Below are 21,827 nucleotides of genomic sequence, written 5' to 3'. Positions count from 1 at the left end.
TGTTTGTCGACGGGCGGTACGACATGGACAAAAAAGTACATGACGGCCTGTCGCAAGGCAAAAAAGATCGTAAAGAAAGGAACATGAATAGTAAAATTCGTTGATTTTCTATTCCGGTGCCCTGTCTTATCATCTAATAGAGTCAAGCAAAACTAAAAATTGAGGTGAAGAAGTTGAAGCATTATGTCAAACGATCCATCTTGTCTGGGCTTGCGCTGCTGCTCATGATGCCGACAGCGATTGCAAGCGCTTCCGATTCCCAGGGGGGAATCCCGTCCGCGAGCCGGGCGACGGCGGCGACGCCGATCTTCAACTGGACGTTCGAGCAATCGGAGGTCAATCAGGCGGTCGTGGCCAACAGCGAAAATCCGGCCGAGTCGGCCGACAATGCCGAGCTTAAGGGGACCGCAACGATCATCAACGACAGCCTGCGAGGACAGGTGCTGTCCCTGCCGGGCGGCGCGAACGGTACGGCCTGGCTGAAGCTGCCGGACCAGCTATACGCAGACGTCACGGATGAGCTGACGCTGTCGGTATGGGCCAGCATCGATCAAGCCTCCAGCGGCTATACGCGGCTGTTTTCCTCGACCATCTCGGAGAAGGGGCTGACGAACAGCGGCATCAACGGCTGGCAGGACCCCGAGTTTGTCGTCATCGCCGGCGGCAGCGCGACATTCAACAACCGGATCTACTACGGGACCGACACGACCAAGATCGCCAGCTACAAGGGCGACATCTCTTGGGCGAGCAGCCCGACGCGCAACAAATGGCAGCAAGTAACGGTGACGATGAAGAACGACGGCGCGTATGAGCTGTTCATCGACGGTCAGCTCGTCAGCAGCCAGGTTGCAGTCGGCAACAATACGACCTCCGGCGCGACGATGGCGACGATCATGGAGCGTCTGTTCAACCCGGACTATCTGGCGGCGCTGCAGCACAATGCGTTCGGACGCTCGCTCTATACGTCGGACCGCGATATCGGCGGCAAGTTCGACGATATCCGTCTCTACAACGTGAAGCTGTCGGCCGAAGAGGTGGCGGCGCTGTACGAGGAGACGAAGCACGAGGTAGGCGCTCCTGCTCCTGCGAAGATCGCCGTCAATCTGGCGGATCGCTCGCTCGGCGAGGTGTTCCACGGCTCGGCAGGCGCGCTCTATGCCATCAGCGAGCCCAATGTGCCGGACATCAATACGCTGCTGCCGATCAAGCCATCGCATATCTCGCAGAAGCCGCCTAACGGCATCCAGCATCCGACGGGCGATGCGCTGCGGGTAGCGGATTACTTCTTCGAGGCAGGCGGCGAAGCGGTCAATATCGTCATGCAGGACTACTATCAGCATTGGTACTATCCGTCGAGGACGGCGGAGGAGTATATCAATGAGGCGGTCATCCCGGTAACGAATGCCGTCAAGGCGTTCAAGGACCAGTGGAGACTGGACAATCCGGGTCAGGACCCGGACGAGAAATTTATCTATATCCCGTTCAACGAGCCGGAGCAGAACAATACGCGGTATCCGCAACTGCTGGGAGAAGGCCAGACGGGCACAGCCTCCCGGGCGGTGTTCAACAGCGACTGGAAAAAGGTAACCGACAAGATCCGCGAGATCGATCCGGGCGCGATGATCTCCGGACCGAACTTGACGCAATACGGCTCCAGACTGTTCGCGGACTTCGTCCCGTACTGCGTGGAGAACGACTGCCTGCCTGAGATTATCAGCTGGCATATGCTGTGGGATGAGGCGTTTAATGCGGCTTCGGGCGCGCTCAACACGTACCGCGGAGTCGAGAATCAAGTGAAGGCGCGGTATGCGGAGCTGTATCCGGACCGGCCATCGCCGTTCCCGATCAAGGTGGACATCAACGAATACGCGCAGACGACGGAGATCGCCGTCGGCGGGTCGCTCGTTCAATACATCGCTCGCTACGACGAGCTGAAGATGAACAGCATGCTGCCTTACTGGAACACGGCAAACTCGTACGGCTCGCTGCTGGCCGGACAAAACGAACCGAACGGCGCATGGTGGCTGTACAAATGGTACGCTGACATGATGGGCGGCGACATGGCCAAGGTGAGCGTCATCCAGGCCAACCATGAGAACGATGCTTACGGACCTGGACTGTACGGCTTGTCCTCGATCCAGGACGAGAAGAAGCAAGTCGCCATGGCCTTCGGCGGCACGCAGGGCAATGGCCAGATCGTGTTCAACAATGTAACAGGCAATGCCAACAGTCCTGAGTTCCTGACAGGCGCTACGCAGGTCCGCGCGACCGTATGGCATGCCGGCTACACCGGACTGACCGGCTTCCTGGTCGAGCCGACGAAGATTATCGACCGCAATCTGCCGGTGCAGAACGGCTCTGTGACGCTGGATGTGAAGCTGGACGATTACACCTCGGCCTACTTCGTCGTCCTCACGCCTGCCGTGAACAGCGACAGCGAGGAAGTGTGGTTCGGCCGCTATGAGGCGGAGAATGCCCAGGTGAAGACGAACGTCACCACCACCAATCTGTATCCGAAACGGAGCTATAGCCGCTCCGCCTCGAACGGTCAGATCGTCGAGGCCATCAACAAGGCGGACAGTCTGGTGAAATGGACGAATATCACCGTGCCGAAGGACGGCAGCTACCGTCTCGACCTGATCGGCGGCAGTGGCTCGACAGCGAGCATGCCCAATCAGGCCAATACCGGCAACTCGAACCAACGCGTCAACTCGGAATGGTATCTGAAGGTGGACAACGAGCCAGCCGTGAAGATCATGCTGCGCGCCGACTATGGCATGCATCATCTGGGCGGCAATACGACCTTCGTCAACCTGACGGGCGGCACGCACGCCATCAGCATCAGCAAGCATAACCCGGATACAGGCGAAGCGGGCCAAGGCGAATCGACGCTCGATGCGATCGAGCTGACGTACAACGGCGCGCCGGGCGCCAAGCCAAACTATACGGTAGAAGCCGAATTCACCGAGTATGACAGCAACAAAGGATTGTCGCGTGGCAGCAGCATCGCGGGCTTCCAGAGCGCGGGTTATCTGACAGGGTATGGCCAGCAGGCCGATGCCAATGCGCGGTTCGTCGTCAGCGTACTCGATGACGGCATGTACGATGTAACGCTGCGCTACGCCTCGACAGGCGACGGCGCGATCCAGCTCACGCATGACCGCAAGCCTGTAACTGACATCGAGGTGTCCAGCACCGACGGACAGTGGCAGGATGCCAAGGTACGGATGTTCCTGCGGACAGGCATCAATCTGATCGACGTGAAGTCGAGCGCTCCGCTGAGCCTCGATTATGTACGCGCCGTGTATGAGGGGCAGACGCCAATCTTGTCGATCGAGGCCGAGGAGGCGCATATCGTCGGTACCCCGGCAGGCTCCGAGCTGCCGTTGATCCGGAGTGACGCCTTTGCCAAGTACGCGTCCGGCGGCAAGTACGTCAACGGCATCACGTCCTATGACGGAGCCGAGCGTTATCTGGAGGTGCAGGATATCGTCGTGCCGAAGGACGGCATCTACAAGATGGTCGTCACTTACGCCAACGGCGAGAGCTCCGGGACGCATGCCTACAACAACGATGTCGTCGAGCGCTATGCGCAGATCAGCGTCAACGGCGAAGCGCCGCAGACCGTATACTTCAAAAATACGATCTCGTGGCAGCAATTCGCCACACAGACGCTGGATGTCGAGCTGAAGGCGGGTACGAACACGATCCGCTTCTCCAATAACAATACGTACAACGGCGGCTCCAACGCCTATGGCGGTTCGTCGTATCCGTTCAACAACTATACGCATGTGCCGCGTCAGTACACGCCGGCCTTCGACCGCTTCGACTTCTATCCGCAGCAGGCGATCGCCGAACTGCCGGTCGGCGCGTCGCTCTCGGGCGCCGAGACGGTACGTCCGGGGCAAGCGCTGGACCTGAGCTATGGACTGAACGGCGTCGAGCAGGAGGTGCTGGCGCAAGACATCACGATCGCATACGATCCGGCGAAGCTGGAGTATGTGGAGATCGTCTCCAAGGATGAGGATAAGTTCCTCGTCGTCGATACGAAGGAGGACGCAGCAACCGGCACGATCCGCTTCCTGGCTGTGCATCTGGGCGATGCGCAGACCGATCCGAACGGCTCGCTGGCCGACGTCGTCTTCAACGTCAAGGGCGATGCCGCTGGCGGCACGACGACGATCCCGATCACCCGGGCCGTCATCGCGGACAGCCAGGGCAACGAGACGACGATCGCTGGCAGCACCTATCAGGTGCAGATCGATGTCGTCGACCGCAGCGGTCTGGGCGAGCTGATCTCGACAGCCGAGGCGCTCCATGACGCAGCTGTCGAAGGCTACCGGATCGGTCAGTATCCGGCAGGCAGCAAGGCAGCGCTGAAGGCGGCGATCGACCAGGCGCGCGCGGTCTTCAATGATGCGAACGCGACGGCTGAACAGATCCAGAGCGCTTATGCGGCGCTGAACACTGCGGTGCAGACGTTCCGGGGTGCGGTCAACACCTACGTCGATGGCGACTACAGCGGCGACAACAAGCTGACCGTCGGCGATCTGGGCATCGTAGCCAAGTCGTACGGCATGACCTCGGCCAGCCCGGGCTGGGAGTCGGTCAAGCAGCATGACCGCAACAATGACGGCAAGATCGACATTCAGGATCTGGTCTGGCTGGCGACCCGCATCCTGAACTGGTAATCCGCAAGACGAGAGGAGAAGGCGGCCGTGGGCTGCCCTCTCCTTTGGCGCTTCGCCAGGTTTACGGGAGGCGTGGTCGGGAGAGTATGTATACTAACATGAGGGTGATCCGGGCTGTTGTCGCATGAGCGGCGGCAGCCGGAGTCCCCGTGCTCGGGAAAGGACGGAAACCAATCGTGACTTCAAAGGTTATTCGGTGGGTGCTGTGTATCGCGCTCCTGTTCGGAATCGTGGTGCCTGCAGCGCAGGCGGAGGATGCGGAGCCGACATTTACAGTCGGGGTATCGGAGGAGCAATCGGTCGATGTAGGGGATGAGATAACGATCAAGGTGCGCGCAGAGGCGCTGAAGGATGTATTCGGCTACGAGCTGGTCGTGGCGTATGACCGGGAGGCGCTGACCTTCGTCCGGGCGGCGAGCCTGCAAATGCCGGGGTTCGCGGTGACGCCGCTGGTGCGTGAGGGACAGGCCGGAGGAGCGGACGAGATCGTCTTCGCCTTCACGAAGGTTGGCGCCACGACGGCGGCGATCAGCGGCGCAGCCGATCTGGCCAGCCTGACCTTCCGGGCGGCTGAAGCGGGCGAGACGCAGGTGTCGCTGACGCAGGTGAAGGCAGTCAAGAAGGATACGACGGCGTCCACGTATAAGCCTGGCGCGCGTCTGGAGCTAGCAATCGTCGAGCAGGAAACGCCGCCAGAGCCAGAGCCGGCACCCGCCTTCCTCGATGTGAGCGAGGGACACTGGGCCAAGTCGGCGATCGACCGCGCCGTGGCGCTCGGCATCGTCAAAGGCTATGCCGACGGCACCTTCAAGCCGCAGCAGCCGGTGACGCGAGCAGAGTTCGTGACAATGCTCGTGCGGGCGCTCCAGCCATCGGCCCAACAGGCGATAGCAGATCCGACCTTCAAGGACGCGGCGCAGATCGGTGCATGGGCGCGAGCCGAGATCGCGCTGGCGGTGACGAACGGCTGGATCAACGGCTTCGATGATGGCACCTTCCGCCCGGGGCAGCAGATCACGCGCGCCGAGATGACGACGATCGCCGCGCGGGCGCTTGGCCTGCTGGAGATCGGTGAGGAGCGCTCGGAGGCCGAGATGGCGGGCTTCGCGGACTGGGCTGCGGTGCCTGCGTGGGCCAAGCCGGCATTCGTCGTCGCGGTAGCCGAGGGACTGATCCAGGGTCGGGGAGCCGATCAGCTGGCGCCGCAAGCGCCGACCAATCGCGCCGAGGCTGTCGTCTTGATCCTGCGACTGCTGGACGCTGCGGCAGGCGACGTTCAGACACTCGGATAAATGCCAGTGCATGACAGAAGGGAATGACAACGATGAACAAACGAAGCAAAGCAGCGATGTATACCAGCGCCGTACTGGCGCTCGGTCTGGTCCTGGCGACCTCGCCTGTGCTGGGCTATGCTCAGCAAGAGGTGGCGGGCCAAGCGGGAGCGGGCGAGACGAGCGTACAAGCAGGTAATTCCGCGCGGGAGCCGGGCTTGGTAGCGGTGACGAATACGGACCCTGTGACAGAGAGTAATACAGCCCCTGATGCATCAACGGGTCAGCCGGCTCCGGGGCAGGATTCGGAGCAGGGACAGGCGTCGGAGTACGGTACGGTGGCGGAACCAGGGTCTAGCTCAGAGGGTTCAGAGGCAGGCCAAGAGGGAACAGAGCCAGGTGACGAGGGGACCGATGCAGGCGGGGAGCCAGGGTCCGGCACAGAAGGTCCAGAGGCTGGAGAGGATGAGGAAGATGTAGAGTCGGAGGAGGCGCTGGAGGAGGATGAAGCCGCGCGGGCGTTGGCGGAAGCGGAAGCGCTGGCTGGAGACGTCAACGCGGATGGCCGACTCTCGGTCGCCGATCTCGCGATAGCTGCGGCATCGCTGGGCGCCGACGAGGAGCATGCGGACTGGCCTGCCCTCCAGGTCGCCGACCTCGACGACAGCGGCAGCATCGACCGGCAGGACCTGACGCTGCTGGCCGAGGCGATTTTGGCGGCTGAGGAGTAGGGTCTGACTGGCTGGGAAAGGTGTGAAAAAGAACAAAAAAGTGCAGCCGAACCTTTGGAAGGGGCGGCTGCACTTTTTGTTATGCTGGGAACAAAGAGCGTGACTTGACAGTTAGAGCTCTCCCCAGTAAATTTCAGTTTCGTAGTCGACTATTACTTGTCCCTCCTGATGATGTGCGTCGAAGAGTTGGCGCAGCTCTGTCATCATCGGGACATAGTTGGGATGCTCGGGCTCGGGGCAATAGGAGGACGAGGACAGTCTGCCCTGCAAACCGTGGAAGTCGAAGCTTTGTGCCAAGCCGAATCTAGCCTCACGCAGTGTCCCATCCTTGAAAAAAGATCGAAGCGTCATCGGAGAAATATTTTTGTGATTGACCTGGTTGTAGTCGGTAGCGTAACGACGCAGGAGCTGCTCGTACGTATCTCGAAACGGAGTGCCGCTACTCAATCGCGAATTCCAGATCAATGCCACGCACCCGCCTGGTTGGAGGATGCGGCGAAACTCGGCTTGCGCGGCGGGCAGGTCGAACCAATGGAAGGCCTGTGCGCAAACAATAAAGTCGACGGATTGGTTGGGCAATCCCGTAGCTTCTGCACTGCCGGATACAGCTTCATAATTTGGAGCGCTACCCAACCGTTGTATAGCAGCTTCGCGCATGGCCGGGTTCGGTTCAACGGCGACGACCCGACTGCCGCGCTCGAGCAGCAGCTGCGAAAATATCCCCGTGCCCGCCCCGATATCTGCAATCCGACTTTCCGCCCGCAACCCAACAGAGGCATACAAATAATCCACAGCCTCCCGGGGATAGCTCGGACGATATTTCACATAGGCGTCGACTCGATTAGTAAACCGTTCTTTATTATCCATTGTTCGACCTCCAACTTCTATTAGTCACAGGGTGCTTAGTACTTCCCTGCGCTTCTATACGGATGCGCCCAATGGGAGATTCAAATATATGATTGGTGGATGTTTAAGTCTACGTGCTCGTGCGGAATGGGACTGTCCCATTCGGCGTTGGTCATGTCATTCACGTATTTCAATTCACGCATTCCGTACCGGAATGCGACGAAAGGCGCTAAGGGCGAGATCGTCGTGTTCTGATTTCAATCCACGCATTCCGTACGGAATGCGACTAACAAGCCAGAAGTTCCAGCCGAGCTACGCAAATTTCAATCCACGCATTCCGTATGGAATGCGACAATTCGCTATTGGTAAGTCTCCTTTTGACGAGTCATTTCAATCCACGCATTCCGTATGGAATGCGACAGAGACACAAGTACAGGAAGGTGGTGAGGGGATATTTCAATCCACGCATTCCGTATGGAATGCGTCAAGCATCAAGGAGTTTCTGGCGACGATCCTCGGCATTTCAATCCACGCATTCCGTATGGAATGCGACTCGGCTGCCCGCATGCTGCTATGGCACTATGCGATTTCAATCCACGCATTCCGTATGGAATGCGACACAGCGGAGACCTTGGCCTTTATCGATTGGCTCTTTTCAATCCACGCATTCCGTATGGAATGCGACAGCGAAAAACAAAGCTTTCATGCGTCATTTGCATGAATATGAGCCAATCTCTTATTAAAAAGAGTATAACGCAAAGCGTCATCAATGGCTAGAATTGTTCGATTCGACTATATCCGACAAATTATGAGGTGCGAATCCCCTTGGAATTTCATGTGAGCTAGGGGTTCGCACCAAATGCAGATACTATATTTTCTAGCGGGATTGGTTGCTTGCATATTGCTTCAGCGAGGACGTGAACCGTGTAAAATCCTCCAAATGATTGTCCAGAATAGCTTTCAAGATTTCCAAGCGTACGGCTTGGTAATCATGGACAGCAATATTGCGGAAACCGACCATCGCTTTTAAGCGGTCCGTTAGGTCGCTATTAATAATATTGTTATTATGCAAGAGATCGAATGCATCGCGACTGGACTGTGGCACGCCTGTCCGCAGCTCGGCTACGACATGCATTGCTAGGTCTATACATGCCTCGCAGCATCTTTGGAGATTCAAAATAATTGAGTCTTGTTTGGTGTAGTTGTGCAGATTTTTCTCGTCTCCAGCGTACTCCTCGTGGATTCGATTCAGACATCTGTGGATGACATCGGTCTTGTTCAGCAGTATGTCGCGATTCAAGTCGGACTCCCCCCTAACCGATTGTGAACAATTTCTCGTCGTTCATCGTTGAGCATGACATACTCTTTCATGGCGCGCATATAGCGTTCCTGTCGCATCTTAGGGCAGGCGTCGTAGAGCAGCAGACCACTCTCGATGATCTGTATTTGCAGGACAGGACTGGCGTCATTAAAATCAACCAAATCGACTTCTCGCCCGACGATGTCCGCGAGCTTTGCAGCCACCCTAAACCGCTCGTATGCGTTCAGTTTTTGCTTATCAGGCAGGTAGGCAAGATCAAGGTCGCTTTCTTCACGAAATGTGCCCTTGGCCAAAGAGCCGAACATTATTATGGAGGCTGGAGCGATGGTTTTAACAAGCGTTTTGGTGATTTCCTCACATTGAAGCTCACTTAGCCCAAGAGGGGTGGAAGCGTTGTGTTGCTGCTCATTCTCTTGCATCGGCATTTCCTCCAATCCAATGTACCCAAGGCGCAACCTGTTTAGCTATAGATTACTGTTTAAAGGACGTGATTTCAATCTATGACTTAGAGAGAATGCGACTGTCGAGAATTCCGCTGGTTTGAGTCAAGCCAAGAGATTATTTCAATCCACTGACCCCTACGGGCCGCGACCTGCCAGCATAAACGCGCTGACAACGCCCACCCGTTTCAATCCACACGACCCCTACGGGCCGCGACCCGCCAATTATGACCGCATACCATTCCAGGTCAAATTTCAATCCACACGACCCGTACGGGCCGCGACAGCGAAAAACAGCAAAAAAGCGCTTGGATCCTCTACTGTTTGATTGCAATCCACTTCCTTATGATGGATTGAATCAATAAAACGATTGAAAGGACCGGAATCCTATCATTCCAATTAAAATCATAGTGCGAATCCCCCCAGGGAAATCATGGGCGTTCTGCATTCGCATCAGCTGAGAACATACAGCGACAAATCCTCGTCCTAGGCTACACTTACCAACTAATATACCACATACTGGTACATGGGCGCACCTAGGCATGCTCACACATCGCGCCACAGCTATTTCATTCGTTGTCCGCCGGTGTCGCTCAGCCAGTTCTCCATCTCGGCTTTGAGCGGAGGGGTATCACCGTCTGCGATGAGCGCAACCTCGGTTTCGTTGGCATAGTTGAAGCGCAGGTAACCGCCGAGCGCTCGGTAGAACAGCTTGCAGCCGTATTCGTCCTCTATTATGAGGTCAGGCTGCCAACGCTCGCGAGCAGTATGGGACAGTTGCGTGAGCGATGGATGCGGCTGATTCTTGGGGAACAGGTAGAAGGCATGCGTCCGCGCCTCGTGCCACGGCTCGAACCAGCGCGGCGCTTCGTCGCTGCGTTGGTACACCTGCGCATGGATTGCGTCCAGGAGATCGGCATACGTCTCGCCGACAGGCTGGATGACTCGGATACGATCATCATGCCGTGGCAACCACAGCAAGCCTTCGACATCGGGATGTACAGCGAGGAAATCGCCGTCCGTGCTCGTACCTAGCGATATGCAGCCTGCGATCTGCGCCTCTGTGATCGGACTGTCTGCATCGTGCTCCCACAGCTCGTACTCGGCAAAGGGCTTTAGCACTTCGTCGTCAGGGCGTTGCACGTTCATCCAGTTGCGATAGGTGCCTTCTCCATAAGTATGGACAAATGCGCGATACCACTCAGGGAAGCGGACCTGTGCAGCGCGTTCGACCTCGGCCAGCATCTCCTCTGTAACAGGCGTGCAGCGTTGGCTTGTGATGTACATAGGGGCGAGCCTCTCTTTCTGTAGGGTTAATTCAAGCCTCATTAATCTAACTTGTAAATTCGAGATCATTATACCAGCTCCTCCTCAGCAAGAATCAAAATGGAGAGAAAGACTCTCGTAGCTGGGGTTTTGTGGTAAAGTAATGCCGTGATAGGAAGGCCGTCGAACGATTAGGCAAGATAGAAAGGAGGGCACGTTATGGTTGCTTTAGCTACCTGGGTCGCTGTGTTTGGTATTCCCGTATTTTCATTTGTTTTCATGTATATTGTTCTGCAAGGTAAACAAAATCGGGGGCTGGCCTCGTTTTGTTTTGCGATTATAATCTGGACCTTTGCGATCTTGTTACTTTCCTCGCTGGCGTGACTGCGTCCAGACCGCAAAATAGTGCACCCCGTGCCAAATAGGAGACATCGGCGGCTGGTCGGCCCGGACAGGCTGCAAAAATGTCTGGTTGTGCGCCAGAGCAAGGGCGTCTATGCTGGCAAAAGAGCCGGGCCGATGATGGACCCGGAGGTATGGCTGGCATGGCTACCGCACTTAGCCTGACGCAGAAAGCAGCCTGGGATAACACCGGAAACGGAGGGGACTTCATGAACGATACGATAAGCACAAATGCAAGAATAGAGCGGATCGCTGAGGCGTTGCGAGAGCCGGAGGCGAAGTGGCGCATCCAGCCGTTCTGGTTCTGGAATGGGGAGCTGGCCGACGAGGAGATCGTGCGGCAGATCGGCGAGATGGCCGCGCAGGGGGTGGGCGGGTTCTTCATCTGCGCGCGCCAGGGGATGCAGGTCGCGTATCTGTCTGACGCCTGGTTCGCCAAGGTGCGGGTTGCGCTCGATGCGGTGCTGACTCACGGACTCGAGGCGTGGCTCTACGACGAATATCCGTATCCGAGCGGCATCGCGGGCGGCGAGGTGACGCTGGCCCATCCCGATGCAAAGCAACGGCTGCTGACGCATCGCAACTTCACGGCTCGGGGCGAGGAGCGATGCGATCAGGAGCTGCCATGGGGCAAAGTGCTGAGCGCCCGCGCGGTGCCGCGTATCGAAGGTCGATTGCAATGGTCGGCGGCGCTTGATGTGCGGCGGTACATCGGCAGCGATCAGGTGCAGCCAGTTTTCCAGAAGACGGGGCTGACGTCCTATAACCAGAAGCGATTTTTCACGTACCAGACGGCGATGCGACTGCAATGGACGCCGCCCGCCGGGGAGTGGGAGGTGCATGTCTTCCTCGAGGAGGAGCTGGAGGACTTCAAATATTACGGCACGTTCGTCGATCCTTGCCACGAGGAGGCGATGGCGACGTTCATCCGGCTGACGCATCAGCGGTACGCCGATGAGCTGGGCGAGTACTTCGGCCGACCGATCCGGGGCATCTTCACCGACGAGATCGCGCCGCTTGGCAAGATGCCGTGGTCGCCGCGATTGCCGGAGGCATTCTACCGCCGCAATGGCTACCTCATCGAGGACCATCTGGAGGCGCTGATCGGCGGTGAGGATGAGCGCGCTCGAGATGCGGGCGATGGCGCGGCGCCTGCCCGATTGCCTGCTACGCGCGTGCGCTATGATTTTTTTCAGACGATGCATGAGCTGCTCCAGGAGGCGTATCATCGGCCCGTCTCGGACTGGTGCGAGAGCCACGGTCTCGCCTATGTAACGGAGGTGCCGTCGATGCGGATGGCGACGCAGGCGCACAGCCATGTGCCGGGCGGCGACAGCGCGCATGAGAAGCTCGGCCGCTCGCTCGACTGGATACTAGACCGCTACACGGCCGATCTGAGAGCCAATCCGAAGATGGTCAGCTCCGTGGCTGCCCAGTATGGGCGCGAGCGGGCGCTGATCGAGTGCTTCCATAGCGTCGGCTGGTCGATGACGCTGCAGGATGCCAAGTGGATGATCGACCGGATGGCAGCGATGGGGATTAACTTCTACAACTTCCATGCGTTCTTCTATACGCTCGATGGGATGACGCAGCATGACGCGCCGCCGTCGCAGTTCGACCAGAACCCTTACTGGCGGCACTTCCGCGCTCTGGCCGACTACACGGGGCGGATCAGCAAGCTGATGGGCAGCGGCCGGGCGGTCCGGCGCATAGCGATGCTCGACCCGGCGACGACGCTCTGGACGATGCTGGCCAATCCGCTGCACAAGTACGACTATGCGGGCGAGGATCTGGCGGAGAGGGAGCGGCTGACGGTCTACAAGCGCTACTGGATCGACCTCTGCAAGACGCTGCTGGCGGCGCAGCGAGACTATGACCACCTCGATCCCGAGACGCTGGCGGAGCGGGGGCAGGTCGAGTCAGGCGTGCTGCGGGTAGGAGATGCAGCCTATGAGCTGATCGTGCTGCCGCCGCTGGCGAATCTGGAGGCGCGGGCGTGGGAGCGGCTGCGACAGTTCATCGATGCGGGCGGACATGTGATCGCGCTCGGCATGCTGCCCTACGAGTCGATCGAAGACGACGACAAGGTCGCGCGCGAGCTCCGGGAGCGGTGCGGGCTGGCGATGGACGCGGGAGGCGCGGCTGACTTCTGGCATAGCTCGGAGGGCAGCGAGCGGGCAAAATCTGCGGCAACGGAGCGGATCTCTAGCTTAGGCACAGCGCCTGGCATGGTGCGCTTCATCGCCAGTGGGCCAACGTTTGATCCGGCTGTACGTGAGCAACTGCTGCGTGAGTTGGAAATGCGGCTGCTGGAGCCGGTGCGGCTCGTATCGACGGCGCAGAGCCTGCTCGTGCAGCAGCGCGAGCTCGAGGGTGGCGTGCGAGCAGTATTCGTCTCGCATCAGGAGTCAGGCGAGGCGAGCGTCGAGCTGATCGTGGGCGCGGGAGCTCCGGTCGTCTGCGAGCTCGATCTGGAGACGGGAGCAGTTGCGCAGCTTCGGTTGGAGCTGCTGCAAGGCAACGAGGAGCAGTATGTGGCGCGTCTGCGCTTCGCACCGTATCAATCTAGGCTAATATTGATCGACGAGTCCGGACAGGAGGAGACGGGCGGCCCGCTATCAGAAGCAGGCGGTGAGTATGGCGCAGCCGCATCGGCAGATGAGAGAGAGGGCACGAAGGCTCTGACACTAGAGGCTTCGACACCAGAGGTAGCGGCAAGTGAAGTCCTGACACGAGAGACGCGAGCAAGTGAAGCTCTGACACGAGAGGCACCAGCACGAGATGCCTCGGTGCGAGCCTCCGCCTCGCGCGACACAGCGCTGCCAGGGGAGCCGGAGCAACTTGTACTGTCGGCAGCGGGGATGTGGGAGGTGAGGCCGCTCGGCGATCATGCGATCCGCTTCGACGACTTCGAGGTCGCGCTGCATAGCGCCGACGGCCGGTCAGCGCTCGGCGTATTCCGCGCCGAAGCCAAGACGTTCATCGCGCAGGTGGCCGACGCTGCGGCGGCCGGAGTTGCGTTGCCGCTCGCTTTTGACCAGCCGTTCGGCACGCCGATGCGCACCGCATTAGCCTATCCGCTGCGCGCCTCGTATACGGCGATCTTCGACATCGAGCGCATGCCAGAGCGCTGCCTGCTGCTGATGGACCGCAGCGCGATCGGTGGCGACTGGCGCATCCTGCTGAATGGGCATCCCGTGACAGCGGACGAACTGACCGCGACGCGCTACTATGATAACAGCAATCTCAGCTGTGCCGTCGATACGCTGCTGCAACCGGGCAAGAACCAGTTGACGGTCGAGGTGGAGATCCATCACGACTGGCAGGGCGTGACCGACGCGCTCTATCTGGTCGGACCTTTCGGCGTCTCCTTCGCTGCGCCGCATCGTCCGGTCATGACGGCGCTGCCGGAGGTGGCTGAGCTACAGGCGGGACCTTATCCCGGCCTGCCATACTATGCGGGCGACCTGGTGTTCCGCCGCTCCATCGAGCTGAGTGAGCAGCAGCTGCCGCGAGGCGACCGTTTCCAGCTGTCCTGGTCCGACCTCGACGCTGCCTTCCATGACTGCGCCCAGGTCATGGTCAATGGTCATCCGCTCGGCTTGCGGGCATGGTCGCCCTATGTATGGGATGGAGATAGCGCGATCCTGCAGCCCGGCGCCAATACGGTAGAGGTGACTGTCACGACGACGCTCATCGGACTGCTGGAAGGTCGTTACTTCGACGAGGCCTCCCATGCGCTCTACCCGGTGCAGTCGCATCCGCTATTCGCTGTAGCCCGGGATAGAGATGGCAGCCTTGCTCGCGAGGAGGCGTCAGCATCAGCCGAGGAGCAGTAATACTCAGTTGTACGGCTGTGGCGGAGTATCGCGAGAAGCGAGCATGGAGTCAAGGGATGCCTGGACTTTAAGTTCGCCTACACAAAGCCAGCCCGGACCTCATACATGAGGGCCAGGCTGGCTTATTGTGAAGATTGCTCGGGCATGATCGTCGGAGGACATTAAGCTCTTATATATGCATGAGTGGTCGATCCGACAATTCAAGCATACATCAGAACAAGTAATACCCCACTGCGGCCAGGGCAAATGCGACGATCGCGACGAAGGTAGACCAACGGGCGATGGCATTGCGCATCGGACGCTCCTCGGCCGGTATGGTCTGGTAGTTAGCGCGATTGCGGTCGCCGCTAGTCCATGATCCGACCATGAGACCAGCTACGAATATCCCGGCAACGCCGATCAGCAGCATGATTTCGACAAAGCTCATCGCAGACCCTCCTTTTTGGCAAGCTGCCAACGGTTTGGCTGTTTTGTTCGGTTGTCAGTCAGGCGAATGTTGGGGCAATATAAAATTGCGTTCTCCGAGTTGATATCATAGACTGTATACGTACAAGAAACGATCGGGTTTCATGAAATTCTCATATTTTCATATATGTTGACGGTGAAGAGGGGGTAATATCGTTGCTGGCAAGTATGGTACGGAGAGCGGCGTGCCCGACTTCCGCTCGGCACAAGGACTGTAGCGCCACGGCGCACGTCTGGTCATCGTCAATGAGGAGCCGACGCCGCTGGACGGGCTAGCCGATCTGGTTATCCATGGCCGCAAGATCGGCGAGGTGCTGGAGCAGGCGGCGGATAAGCTCGCGAGCTCGAATAGAGAGGAGAAGAGACCATGAGCCGAATCGAATTAGTCGAGGCGACACTGGAGCGGAAGTCCGTCCTGCGTCAGCTCATCGAGCTGTACGAATACGACTTTAGCGAGTTTAATGGAGCGGATGTCAACGCCTTTGGACGTTACGATTACAAGTATCTGGATCATTACTAGACCGATGAAAGCAGGCATCCGTTTTTTATTATGGTCGATGGCGCGTACGCAGGCTTCGTGCTTATTAACAGCCACAGCTATGTGCTGACATCGGGACAGGCCAGGTCGGTGGCGGAGTTTTTCGTCATGCGCAAATACCGCCGCGGCGGCGTCGGACGGGAGGCGGCGCGGCTCGTATTCGACCGCTTCCCGGGCGAGTGGGAGGTGCGGCAGCATGGCGACAACCTGCCCTCGCAGGCTTTCTGGGAGCGGGTCATCGGCGAGTATACCGAGGGTCGCTACCGCAAGCTGGCTGTAGAGACCGAGTCATGGGAAGGGCAGGGCATCATCTTCAACAACTCGCGAGGCAACCTTTCTCCTGACGTTTCCGTCTAGGAAGCAAAGGAGGGGATTGACGATGAAGCAAGCGATTATCGGGCTATTGCTCGTCTGGCTAATCGCCGGGTGCAGCGTAGCGGCGCCGTCCGAGCCGGACCCGGAGCCTGAGGAGCCATTCTTTGGGATCAAGGGGACCGTCGTCTCGGAGGAGGGCGAACGCGTCCTGATCGTGTCGGACACGGTGAGGTTGGGCGCAGCTGGCGATGGGCAGTATGATGCGGCATGGTTCTCCGGCGTCAAGGGCGAGGTAGAGATCGGCGAACGCGTCGAGATGGGGTATGATGGCGGCGTGGATCAGAGCTATCCAGCCCAGGCGAAGGGCAAGCTGTTGCGCAAGCTGCCGGACGAGCGCCCGTCAGGCGCGACATTGTCTCGTGCGGAAGTGGTGCGTCAGGCACTGAGACAAACGGAGGCCGGGATGCCGGCGGTGGTCGAGGTCAGCTACTCGAAGTCCGAGCGTCAGTGGCGTATCGACCTGTATAACAATGGAGCGCTGGACGGCTCTACGCTTCAAGTCCTGGTCAAGGATGAGCCGGTGCGCTGATAGAGGGCGTTGGAGCGAAGGCGTGACGTCCCAAACACGCACCAGAGAAGATGAAGCCATGGGCAGTCCTCGCAGCATCCAAGTTCAGTAACTTGGATGCTGCGAGGCGCTGCCGCTGGCTTTTTTGAGTGCTATCGCTCCAGTGTCGGGGAACCTCGGCCCTCGCCCCAACTAGCCAAGATTGCTCTATATGAGCAATAAAACTGCAACAGAAGTCGCGATTTGTTGAGGTTTGTTCAATTATGCGAAGCTCTCGGCAAAAATCCCCAAAAAAGGCTATGCAAATACTGGGTTTCTACTATATATTAAGGGGGACAACCGATTTCTAGGCAAAGGGGCCTATGCAATGGTTTACCTTCCTTTTATCCTCGTGTCTATACTTGAAACTCTCTTGGTCTTATGGTTTGGTTTTACTTTGTTTAATATTCGTATTAAAGGCTATGAGATTCATATGTTTATTATTGCATCCCTCACGGCCCATATTTCCTATTCTCTTCGTGCAGACGAATTATCGTACCTTGCGCCACTCGTTCAAATTGTCTATATCATTATCTGCATATGGGGATTATTTAAGATCCAAGTATTTTATTCTGCCGTCGTCGCTATTTCCGCCTACGCTTATTTCTCTATCTGGCAGTCGATTATATTTTTTGCTGGTAATGCATGGGGCCTCTTCTCGATTGAGAACGTGGATCGAGTGCCAATCGGATATATCATCCCCTTCCTTACGTTCCCGATTGGATTAATGTCCATCTGGGTTGTTCGACGGTTTAATTTGTCGATGGATTGGATTCCTAGCAATCACAAGCAGAAAGTGGAATGGACAGGCTTTAACTTGACGCTGACATTCATTTTAGTTGCCATCTTCATCCTTTACGGGTTAACGATTTATTTAGTGTCTCTGGGAGCCTATGAATATGTAGTCATTATGAACATTCTAATTGTTATCCTGTACTACTTACTGTTTAATTTCAGCAAACGAAAGGATCGTCAGTTATGATCGTCGAGAGGGCTGCTAACCGAATCGCAGAAGCCATCCATAGCCGAGACCCAGAGCCAACGTCAAGTGTAGCAGTTTTGCGCTATGGACTTATCATCATCATGAACACGGTTCTGACCGTGAGTCTGTGTCTCATAGGCGGAGCTTTGACAGGCAAGTTCGCGGACACTGCATTAGTTCTAATTGTTTTTGCCATTCTGAGATCAATCTCCGGGGGCTATCATTTCAACGTTTCTTGGAAATGCACCTTATTAACGATGAGTACCGCAGTTCTGCTGCCACATATACCGTTACCATTTGCTTTTTATCTAATTTCAGGTGGTTTTAGCCTGCTGTTGTTTGTTATTTATGCGCCTTCGAATCTGGCAAAGCAATCACGGATACCCGAAGCCTATTACCCTTATCTTAAGGTGGTTTCCGTGGCGTTGGTTATCGTTGGATTATGGATGCAGCAGGATGTCATTACGTTAGCAATTCTGGTACAGGCGATATCGCTAGTTAATATTAAAGGAGGAGTGGCAGGCGGTGGGCATCAAAGTAATTAAGCTACTTAGCAAGATTATCACTTTGGTTGCAGTCCTTACAGTCTCAACAGCATCGTTAATTATCTGGCACAACCCCGTTCCCGAGGAGTTGCTGAAAAAAAAGTCGAAGTAAACGCAATGGAGGTATGTCGTGAAAGTACCGGTGGTACGCGTAAGTCATCCCACACCGGAAGAAGTGTATTGGCTAGACCTCAGTGAAGACGTTATCCACATCAGCACGGAAGCCGGGGATATAGTGTTTCAGACGGCGACTGAGAAGTACAGGCTGCCGACGACGCTCGACGAGTGGGCATGCATCACCCAGTCGCACGGCTTCGAGAAATCAGACCGGACGACGATCGTCAATCTTAGCAAAATGATCGATCTCGACCACGAACTGCGGATTGTGCACCTGGAAGGCAGCAGCGAGAAGGAGCAAAAATATGCTACTGTCTCCCGGGCGCGCTGGCATCACTTCGTGGAGATGTTCAAACGGCGAAAGCGATGAAGGCTGGGACAACCTTCGCGCATTCGCCGTTTTGATATGCTGATCTAAGGTTATGAGGAGGTAGAGTCTTCCTCGTCCTCCATAAACCACAAGATGTCGTCGCAGTCCGGATCGCCGTTATAATTAATCAGGATCTCCTCGCCAGCGCGAATGTCGCGATAGGCAAAAAAATCGAACGTATGCTTCTCGAAGCTGATATCATAAATGGCGTTGGGTTGATAGGAATGGTTGAACAAACTGCCGTAACCTAGTAGAATGGCGGTGTGGTTGCTGCCGTACTGGAAAACATAGTCAGCCAGTATCGTCTGCTCGATATGGACGTCGTCCTCATTGTCGTATGCAACGACGGGCGCTTCGTGGATCAGTTGGCCTGCCGGGATGTCGCAGGTGGCAAAGACGCCTCGACGGAACTCGCCTTTGCTGAGCGGGGAGGTACGGATCTCGATCATAGGTCACCTTGTTCCTTTGTGAGATGAGTGGTACACATGTAGCTGTTATTCTATCGGAATTACGGGTAAACAGCAACCTTCCAGCTACTCGTAACGTTTAAACTTACAGTGGATGTCGGATGAACTGGTAGAGAAAGGAGTGCTGCACATGGCAGACATAGAAGAAAAGCAACCCCAAGCGGACAAGCCCTCGTGGTCGTGGAAAAAACGACTGGCCTGGGGCTCGGTGGGGCTGGCCGTCTTCGCGGCCGCCATCGTCGGCGGCAGCTACTGGTATGTCAATACGTTGAGCCCTGAGGAGGCGCTCGCCCGGGTCGACGGTAAGCCAGAGACAGTGGAGGCGGCGGAAGCTGGAGTGGACGAGCCGCCGCTATCGGAGCAGACGGATGCTCCCGTAACAGAGCCGCCATCGGAGGGCGATACGGAGGATGCTGCAAACCCGGAGACGACGCCCACTCAGGAAGCTGCGCCAGACGGCACGGAGAACACGGAGCAGGGACAACCAACGACGCCACCGGCCAAATCCGACGACACGCCTGCCAAGGCTGAGCCGACACCGGCCCCTGAGGAAGGCACTGCGCCAGCCAAGCCGCCTGTTAAGCCGGTCAAATCCGACACTGCGGCTGCGAAGGCGCGCATCGACGCGAAGATCGACGGACAACTGTCGGCGCTGCAGAATTCCTGCACGGGCAAGATGCAGTCGCTGGTCGGACAGATCGTCGGCGAGCTGAAGGCGGACAGCGATCTCCAGCAGATCCAGAGCGGCTATATGGGCAAGATCGCCTCGGCTGAGTCGGGCTGCGATGGCGAGTTCCAGTCGATCCTCTCGCAGGCGAAGTCCGAGTACAAAGAGGAGGGCATCGCTACATCCGAGATGCCTGGGTGGCAGAGTAGCTACGAATCGGCCAAGGCAGCGGCCCGCTCGTCTGCGCTCCAGTCGATCCTGGCTGCGGCTTCGGCGGAGTAAGACGGATTCGCAGGTGGTGCTTGACTGCGGCGTTCGGAGATTGGCGCTTGCGGAGAGGCGAGACAACAGAGACAATGACTAATAAGCGAGTTGAAAGGTGGTACATATGAAGAAGAAAAACAAAATTGCAGCTGCGTTGCTGAGCGTGCTGTTATTGGCGGCGATGCTGCCGCTCACAGCGGCAGCCAATGCGAAGGCAGTGAAGCTGCAGACGGTCCAGGTGCAGTTGGAGTTTGACGGTCAAAAGCTGGCGTTGCCAGCGAGCCAGTATGTATTTATCCATGAAGGACGGTCTTATATCCCGCTACGGTTCGTGGCCAATGCCCTGCAGAAATCTGTCGCTTGGGATGCGAAGTCGCGGACGATCACAGTCTCGGAGCCGACGGCGCGCGAGCAAGTGTCGCTGCGGGAGTGGCTGATGAATGCGCCGCGCGACAGCGGGAAGGCTGCGCCAGTCAAGACGATCACGGCTGCTCCGATGGAGGCCAAAATGGTATTCTTCGGCGGAGCGAAGGCGCTCCCGCAAGGTCAGAGCGTCTATAATGTCGACGGCAGCACGTATGTGCCGGTACGCTTCATGTCAGAGTCTGCGGGCACATCGATCGTCTGGGACAACAAGACCAAGACGATCACCGCGCAATCGGATGAATATCGCAGCAACCAAGGCAGCCAACCGGGAACGGGCACTGGCACAACGCCGGGCACTGGCGGAAATACAGGAAACACGGGAAATACCGGAAATACTGGCAACACAGGGAACACCGGCAACACTGGAAATACTGGGAACACAGGCGGTACGGGCAACACAGGTGGCGGCAATGGCGGCGGCTCGACGGTCACCCAGGCCTCGATCGAGGCTGAGACCAAGTCGCAACTGGACAACCTGCGCAACAGTTGCCGGATGTCCATCGAGTCGCTGGGCATTCAATGGCTCGGCGAGAAGGACGCCACCAAACGCCAACAGATCTATGCTCAAGCTGAGGCCAAGGTGAGCGAGTGCTCCGCGCAGTTCGAGCAGCTCATGCAGCAGGCCGAGAGCAAGCTGACTGCGGGCGGCTTCAGCACATCCGGACTGCAAGCGTTCCGCGATGAGTTCAATCGGGAGCTGGAGAGCGGCCGCGCAATGGTCGAGAAGTATATGAAGGGGTAGCTGACGGGCTAGTAGTGGGACGCGGCTAACAGGAGCAGGCTGTGTGCGGTAGGGCGAGGAAGGCTGTGTAGTGCAAGCCGAGGTCGATGCTCGTGCTGCAAGGCGCTACGTGCGGTAGGGCGAGGAATAGGCTGTGTGCGGCAGTCCGAGGACCGGGCTGTGTATGAGGAGCTGGCTAAGTACTGGTAAACGCTGCTTGCGTAGGGCGAGGAACAGGCTGCGTGCTGAAAGACGCGTCTAGTACACAATGGTCGGGGTGGCTGCTTGTTGCCTCGGCCATTGCTATATTGCGGCCAAGCAGTTTCCTAGGGCTCCGATATGTGCGAAAAATCGCCCAAGTAGCGTCACAAATCGCCAGACGGTCTAGACTTGTGCGAAAAATCGCCCAAGTAGCGCCACAAACCGCCAGACGGCCTGGACTTGTGCGAAAAATCGCCCAAGTAGCGTCACAAACCGCCAGACGGCCTAGACTTGTGCGAAAAATCGCCCAAGTAACGTCACAAACCGCCAGACGG

General features: G+C 57.4%; 19 protein-coding genes, 1 pseudogene and 1 CRISPR repeat array. Of the genes and pseudogenes, 14 read left to right on the top strand and 6 right to left on the bottom strand.

Going from position 1 to position 21,827, the window contains the following annotated elements:
- The first annotated feature begins 173 nt into the window (after positions 1 to 173).
- The 3 genes from PA598K_RS29085 to PA598K_RS29075 all read left to right on the top strand — a co-directional run bounded on the left by PA598K_RS29085 (position 174) and on the right by PA598K_RS29075 (position 6,693).
- Positions 174 to 4,691 (top strand): cohesin domain-containing protein, encoded by a 4,518-nt coding sequence (locus tag PA598K_RS29085; RefSeq protein ID WP_128660297.1) that lies wholly within the window; start codon positions 174 to 176, stop codon positions 4,689 to 4,691.
- A 176-nt stretch (positions 4,692 to 4,867) separates the two neighbouring features.
- Positions 4,868 to 5,983, top strand: a complete 1,116-nt coding sequence (locus PA598K_RS29080) for an S-layer homology domain-containing protein (protein ID WP_185602295.1) — start codon at positions 4,868 to 4,870, stop codon at positions 5,981 to 5,983.
- 32 nt (positions 5,984 to 6,015) lie between these two features.
- Entirely contained in the window at positions 6,016 to 6,693 is a 678-nt protein-coding gene (locus PA598K_RS29075) for a dockerin type I repeat-containing protein (RefSeq protein WP_128660295.1), read from the top strand.
- 111 nt (positions 6,694 to 6,804) lie between these two features.
- On the opposite strand, the gene PA598K_RS29070 is transcribed toward PA598K_RS29075, so the two are convergent.
- The 4 genes from PA598K_RS29070 to PA598K_RS29055 all read right to left on the bottom strand — a co-directional run bounded on the left by PA598K_RS29070 (position 6,805) and on the right by PA598K_RS29055 (position 10,587).
- The gene (locus PA598K_RS29070; RefSeq protein ID WP_128660294.1) at positions 6,805 to 7,560 is read right to left on the bottom strand and encodes a class I SAM-dependent methyltransferase; all 756 of its coding nucleotides are present in this window, start codon (positions 7,558 to 7,560) and stop codon (positions 6,805 to 6,807) included.
- 233 nt (positions 7,561 to 7,793) lie between these two features.
- Positions 7,794 to 8,222: direct repeats of the CRISPR family, unit length 31 nt; unit sequence ATTTCAATCCACGCATTCCGTATGGAATGCG.
- A gap of 194 nt (positions 8,223 to 8,416) precedes the next feature.
- Entirely contained in the window at positions 8,417 to 8,839 is a 423-nt protein-coding gene (gene hepT, locus PA598K_RS29065; RefSeq protein WP_128660293.1) for a type VII toxin-antitoxin system HepT family RNase toxin, read from the bottom strand.
- A complete protein-coding gene (gene mntA / locus PA598K_RS29060) occupies positions 8,836 to 9,279 on the bottom strand; it encodes a type VII toxin-antitoxin system MntA family adenylyltransferase antitoxin (RefSeq protein WP_185602294.1) in 444 nt (147 codons plus the stop codon). Before mntA ends, hepT begins: the two co-directional genes overlap by 4 nt.
- Positions 9,280 to 9,864: 585 nt before the next feature.
- Positions 9,865 to 10,587: an SMI1/KNR4 family protein gene (locus PA598K_RS29055; RefSeq protein WP_185602293.1), complete on the bottom strand. Its 723-nt coding sequence runs from the start codon at positions 10,585 to 10,587 to the stop codon at positions 9,865 to 9,867.
- 198 nt (positions 10,588 to 10,785) lie between these two features.
- On the opposite strand from PA598K_RS29055, the gene PA598K_RS36660 reads away from it, so the two are divergent.
- The gene (locus PA598K_RS36660) at positions 10,786 to 10,950 is read left to right on the top strand and encodes a hypothetical protein (RefSeq protein ID WP_185602292.1); all 165 of its coding nucleotides are present in this window, start codon (positions 10,786 to 10,788) and stop codon (positions 10,948 to 10,950) included.
- 227 nt (positions 10,951 to 11,177) lie between these two features.
- Positions 11,178 to 14,807: a glycosyl hydrolase gene (locus PA598K_RS29050; protein ID WP_185602291.1), complete on the top strand. Its 3,630-nt coding sequence runs from the start codon at positions 11,178 to 11,180 to the stop codon at positions 14,805 to 14,807.
- 211 nt (positions 14,808 to 15,018) lie between these two features.
- Here PA598K_RS29050 and PA598K_RS29045 read toward each other — a convergent pair whose 3' ends face one another.
- On the bottom strand, positions 15,019 to 15,234 hold the full coding sequence (locus tag PA598K_RS29045) for a DUF5316 family protein (RefSeq protein WP_128660290.1): 216 nt from the start codon (positions 15,232 to 15,234) through the stop codon (positions 15,019 to 15,021).
- A 405-nt stretch (positions 15,235 to 15,639) separates the two neighbouring features.
- Here PA598K_RS29045 and PA598K_RS38330 point away from each other — a divergent pair, with 405 nt between their 5' ends.
- The 7 genes and pseudogenes from PA598K_RS38330 (at position 15,640) to PA598K_RS29015 (ending at position 18,746) form a co-directional block, all read left to right on the top strand.
- Entirely contained in the window at positions 15,640 to 15,792 is a 153-nt protein-coding gene (locus PA598K_RS38330) for a hypothetical protein (protein ID WP_260405665.1), read from the top strand.
- A gap of 18 nt (positions 15,793 to 15,810) precedes the next feature.
- Positions 15,811 to 16,167, top strand: a pseudogene (locus PA598K_RS29040) (GNAT family N-acetyltransferase); the annotation flags it as partial.
- 22 nt (positions 16,168 to 16,189) lie between these two features.
- Positions 16,190 to 16,714, top strand: a complete 525-nt coding sequence (locus tag PA598K_RS29035; RefSeq protein ID WP_128660289.1) for a DUF3221 domain-containing protein — start codon at positions 16,190 to 16,192, stop codon at positions 16,712 to 16,714.
- Positions 16,715 to 17,060: 346 nt separating this feature from the next.
- Entirely contained in the window at positions 17,061 to 17,714 is a 654-nt protein-coding gene (locus tag PA598K_RS29030) for a hypothetical protein (RefSeq protein ID WP_128660288.1), read from the top strand.
- Positions 17,711 to 18,259, top strand: a complete 549-nt coding sequence (locus PA598K_RS29025) for an accessory gene regulator ArgB-like protein (protein WP_128660287.1) — start codon at positions 17,711 to 17,713, stop codon at positions 18,257 to 18,259. The genes PA598K_RS29030 and PA598K_RS29025 overlap by 4 nt, the downstream gene beginning before the upstream one ends.
- Positions 18,240 to 18,371, top strand: a complete 132-nt coding sequence (locus tag PA598K_RS39095) for a cyclic lactone autoinducer peptide (protein ID WP_185602290.1) — start codon at positions 18,240 to 18,242, stop codon at positions 18,369 to 18,371. The genes PA598K_RS29025 and PA598K_RS39095 overlap by 20 nt, the downstream gene beginning before the upstream one ends.
- 18 nt (positions 18,372 to 18,389) lie before the next feature.
- A complete protein-coding gene (locus PA598K_RS29015) occupies positions 18,390 to 18,746 on the top strand; it encodes a LytTR family transcriptional regulator DNA-binding domain-containing protein (protein WP_128660286.1) in 357 nt (118 codons plus the stop codon).
- A 50-nt stretch (positions 18,747 to 18,796) separates the two neighbouring features.
- Here PA598K_RS29015 and PA598K_RS29010 read toward each other — a convergent pair whose 3' ends face one another.
- Positions 18,797 to 19,195, bottom strand: a complete 399-nt coding sequence (locus tag PA598K_RS29010) for an SET domain-containing protein (RefSeq protein ID WP_128660285.1) — start codon at positions 19,193 to 19,195, stop codon at positions 18,797 to 18,799.
- Between the two features lie 148 nt (positions 19,196 to 19,343).
- Here PA598K_RS29010 and PA598K_RS29005 point away from each other — a divergent pair, with 148 nt between their 5' ends.
- Together PA598K_RS29005 and PA598K_RS29000 are read left to right on the top strand one after the other, a co-directional pair.
- Positions 19,344 to 20,162: a hypothetical protein gene (locus PA598K_RS29005; RefSeq protein ID WP_128660284.1), complete on the top strand. Its 819-nt coding sequence runs from the start codon at positions 19,344 to 19,346 to the stop codon at positions 20,160 to 20,162.
- A gap of 106 nt (positions 20,163 to 20,268) precedes the next feature.
- Entirely contained in the window at positions 20,269 to 21,312 is a 1,044-nt protein-coding gene (locus PA598K_RS29000) for a stalk domain-containing protein (RefSeq protein ID WP_128660283.1), read from the top strand.
- Positions 21,313 to 21,827: the final 515 nt, after the last annotated feature.

The sequence above is a fragment of the Paenibacillus sp. 598K genome, assembly GCF_003851045.1.
Taxonomy (GTDB): Bacteria; Bacillota; Bacilli; order Paenibacillales; family Paenibacillaceae; genus Paenibacillus_D.
Note: the sequence above shows the minus strand (reverse complement) of the source record. Positions and strands in the feature narration are given on the sequence as shown.

Bases quoted from the DNA above. Each gene is read 5' to 3' on its own strand.
- PA598K_RS29075 (WP_128660295.1), top strand. From the start codon at position 6,016: ATGAACAAACGAAGCAAAGCAGCGATGTATACCAGCGCCGTACTGGCG.
- PA598K_RS29070 (WP_128660294.1), bottom strand. From the start codon at position 7,560: ATGGATAATAAAGAACGGTTTACTAATCGAGTCGACGCCTATGTGAAA.
- mntA (WP_185602294.1), bottom strand. From the start codon at position 9,279: ATGCAAGAGAATGAGCAGCAACACAACGCTTCCACCCCTCTTGGGCTA.
- PA598K_RS29055 (WP_185602293.1), bottom strand. From the start codon at position 10,587: ATGTACATCACAAGCCAACGCTGCACGCCTGTTACAGAGGAGATGCTG.
- PA598K_RS36660 (WP_185602292.1), top strand. From the start codon at position 10,786: ATGGTTGCTTTAGCTACCTGGGTCGCTGTGTTTGGTATTCCCGTATTT.
- PA598K_RS29050 (WP_185602291.1), top strand. From the start codon at position 11,178: ATGAACGATACGATAAGCACAAATGCAAGAATAGAGCGGATCGCTGAG.
- PA598K_RS29045 (WP_128660290.1), bottom strand. From the start codon at position 15,234: ATGAGCTTTGTCGAAATCATGCTGCTGATCGGCGTTGCCGGGATATTC.
- PA598K_RS38330 (WP_260405665.1), top strand. From the start codon at position 15,640: ATGAGCCGAATCGAATTAGTCGAGGCGACACTGGAGCGGAAGTCCGTC.
- PA598K_RS29035 (WP_128660289.1), top strand. From the start codon at position 16,190: ATGAAGCAAGCGATTATCGGGCTATTGCTCGTCTGGCTAATCGCCGGG.
- PA598K_RS29030 (WP_128660288.1), top strand. From the start codon at position 17,061: ATGGTTTACCTTCCTTTTATCCTCGTGTCTATACTTGAAACTCTCTTG.
- PA598K_RS29025 (WP_128660287.1), top strand. From the start codon at position 17,711: ATGATCGTCGAGAGGGCTGCTAACCGAATCGCAGAAGCCATCCATAGC.
- PA598K_RS29010 (WP_128660285.1), bottom strand. From the start codon at position 19,195: ATGATCGAGATCCGTACCTCCCCGCTCAGCAAAGGCGAGTTCCGTCGA.
- PA598K_RS29005 (WP_128660284.1), top strand. From the start codon at position 19,344: ATGGCAGACATAGAAGAAAAGCAACCCCAAGCGGACAAGCCCTCGTGG.
- PA598K_RS29000 (WP_128660283.1), top strand. From the start codon at position 20,269: ATGAAGAAGAAAAACAAAATTGCAGCTGCGTTGCTGAGCGTGCTGTTA.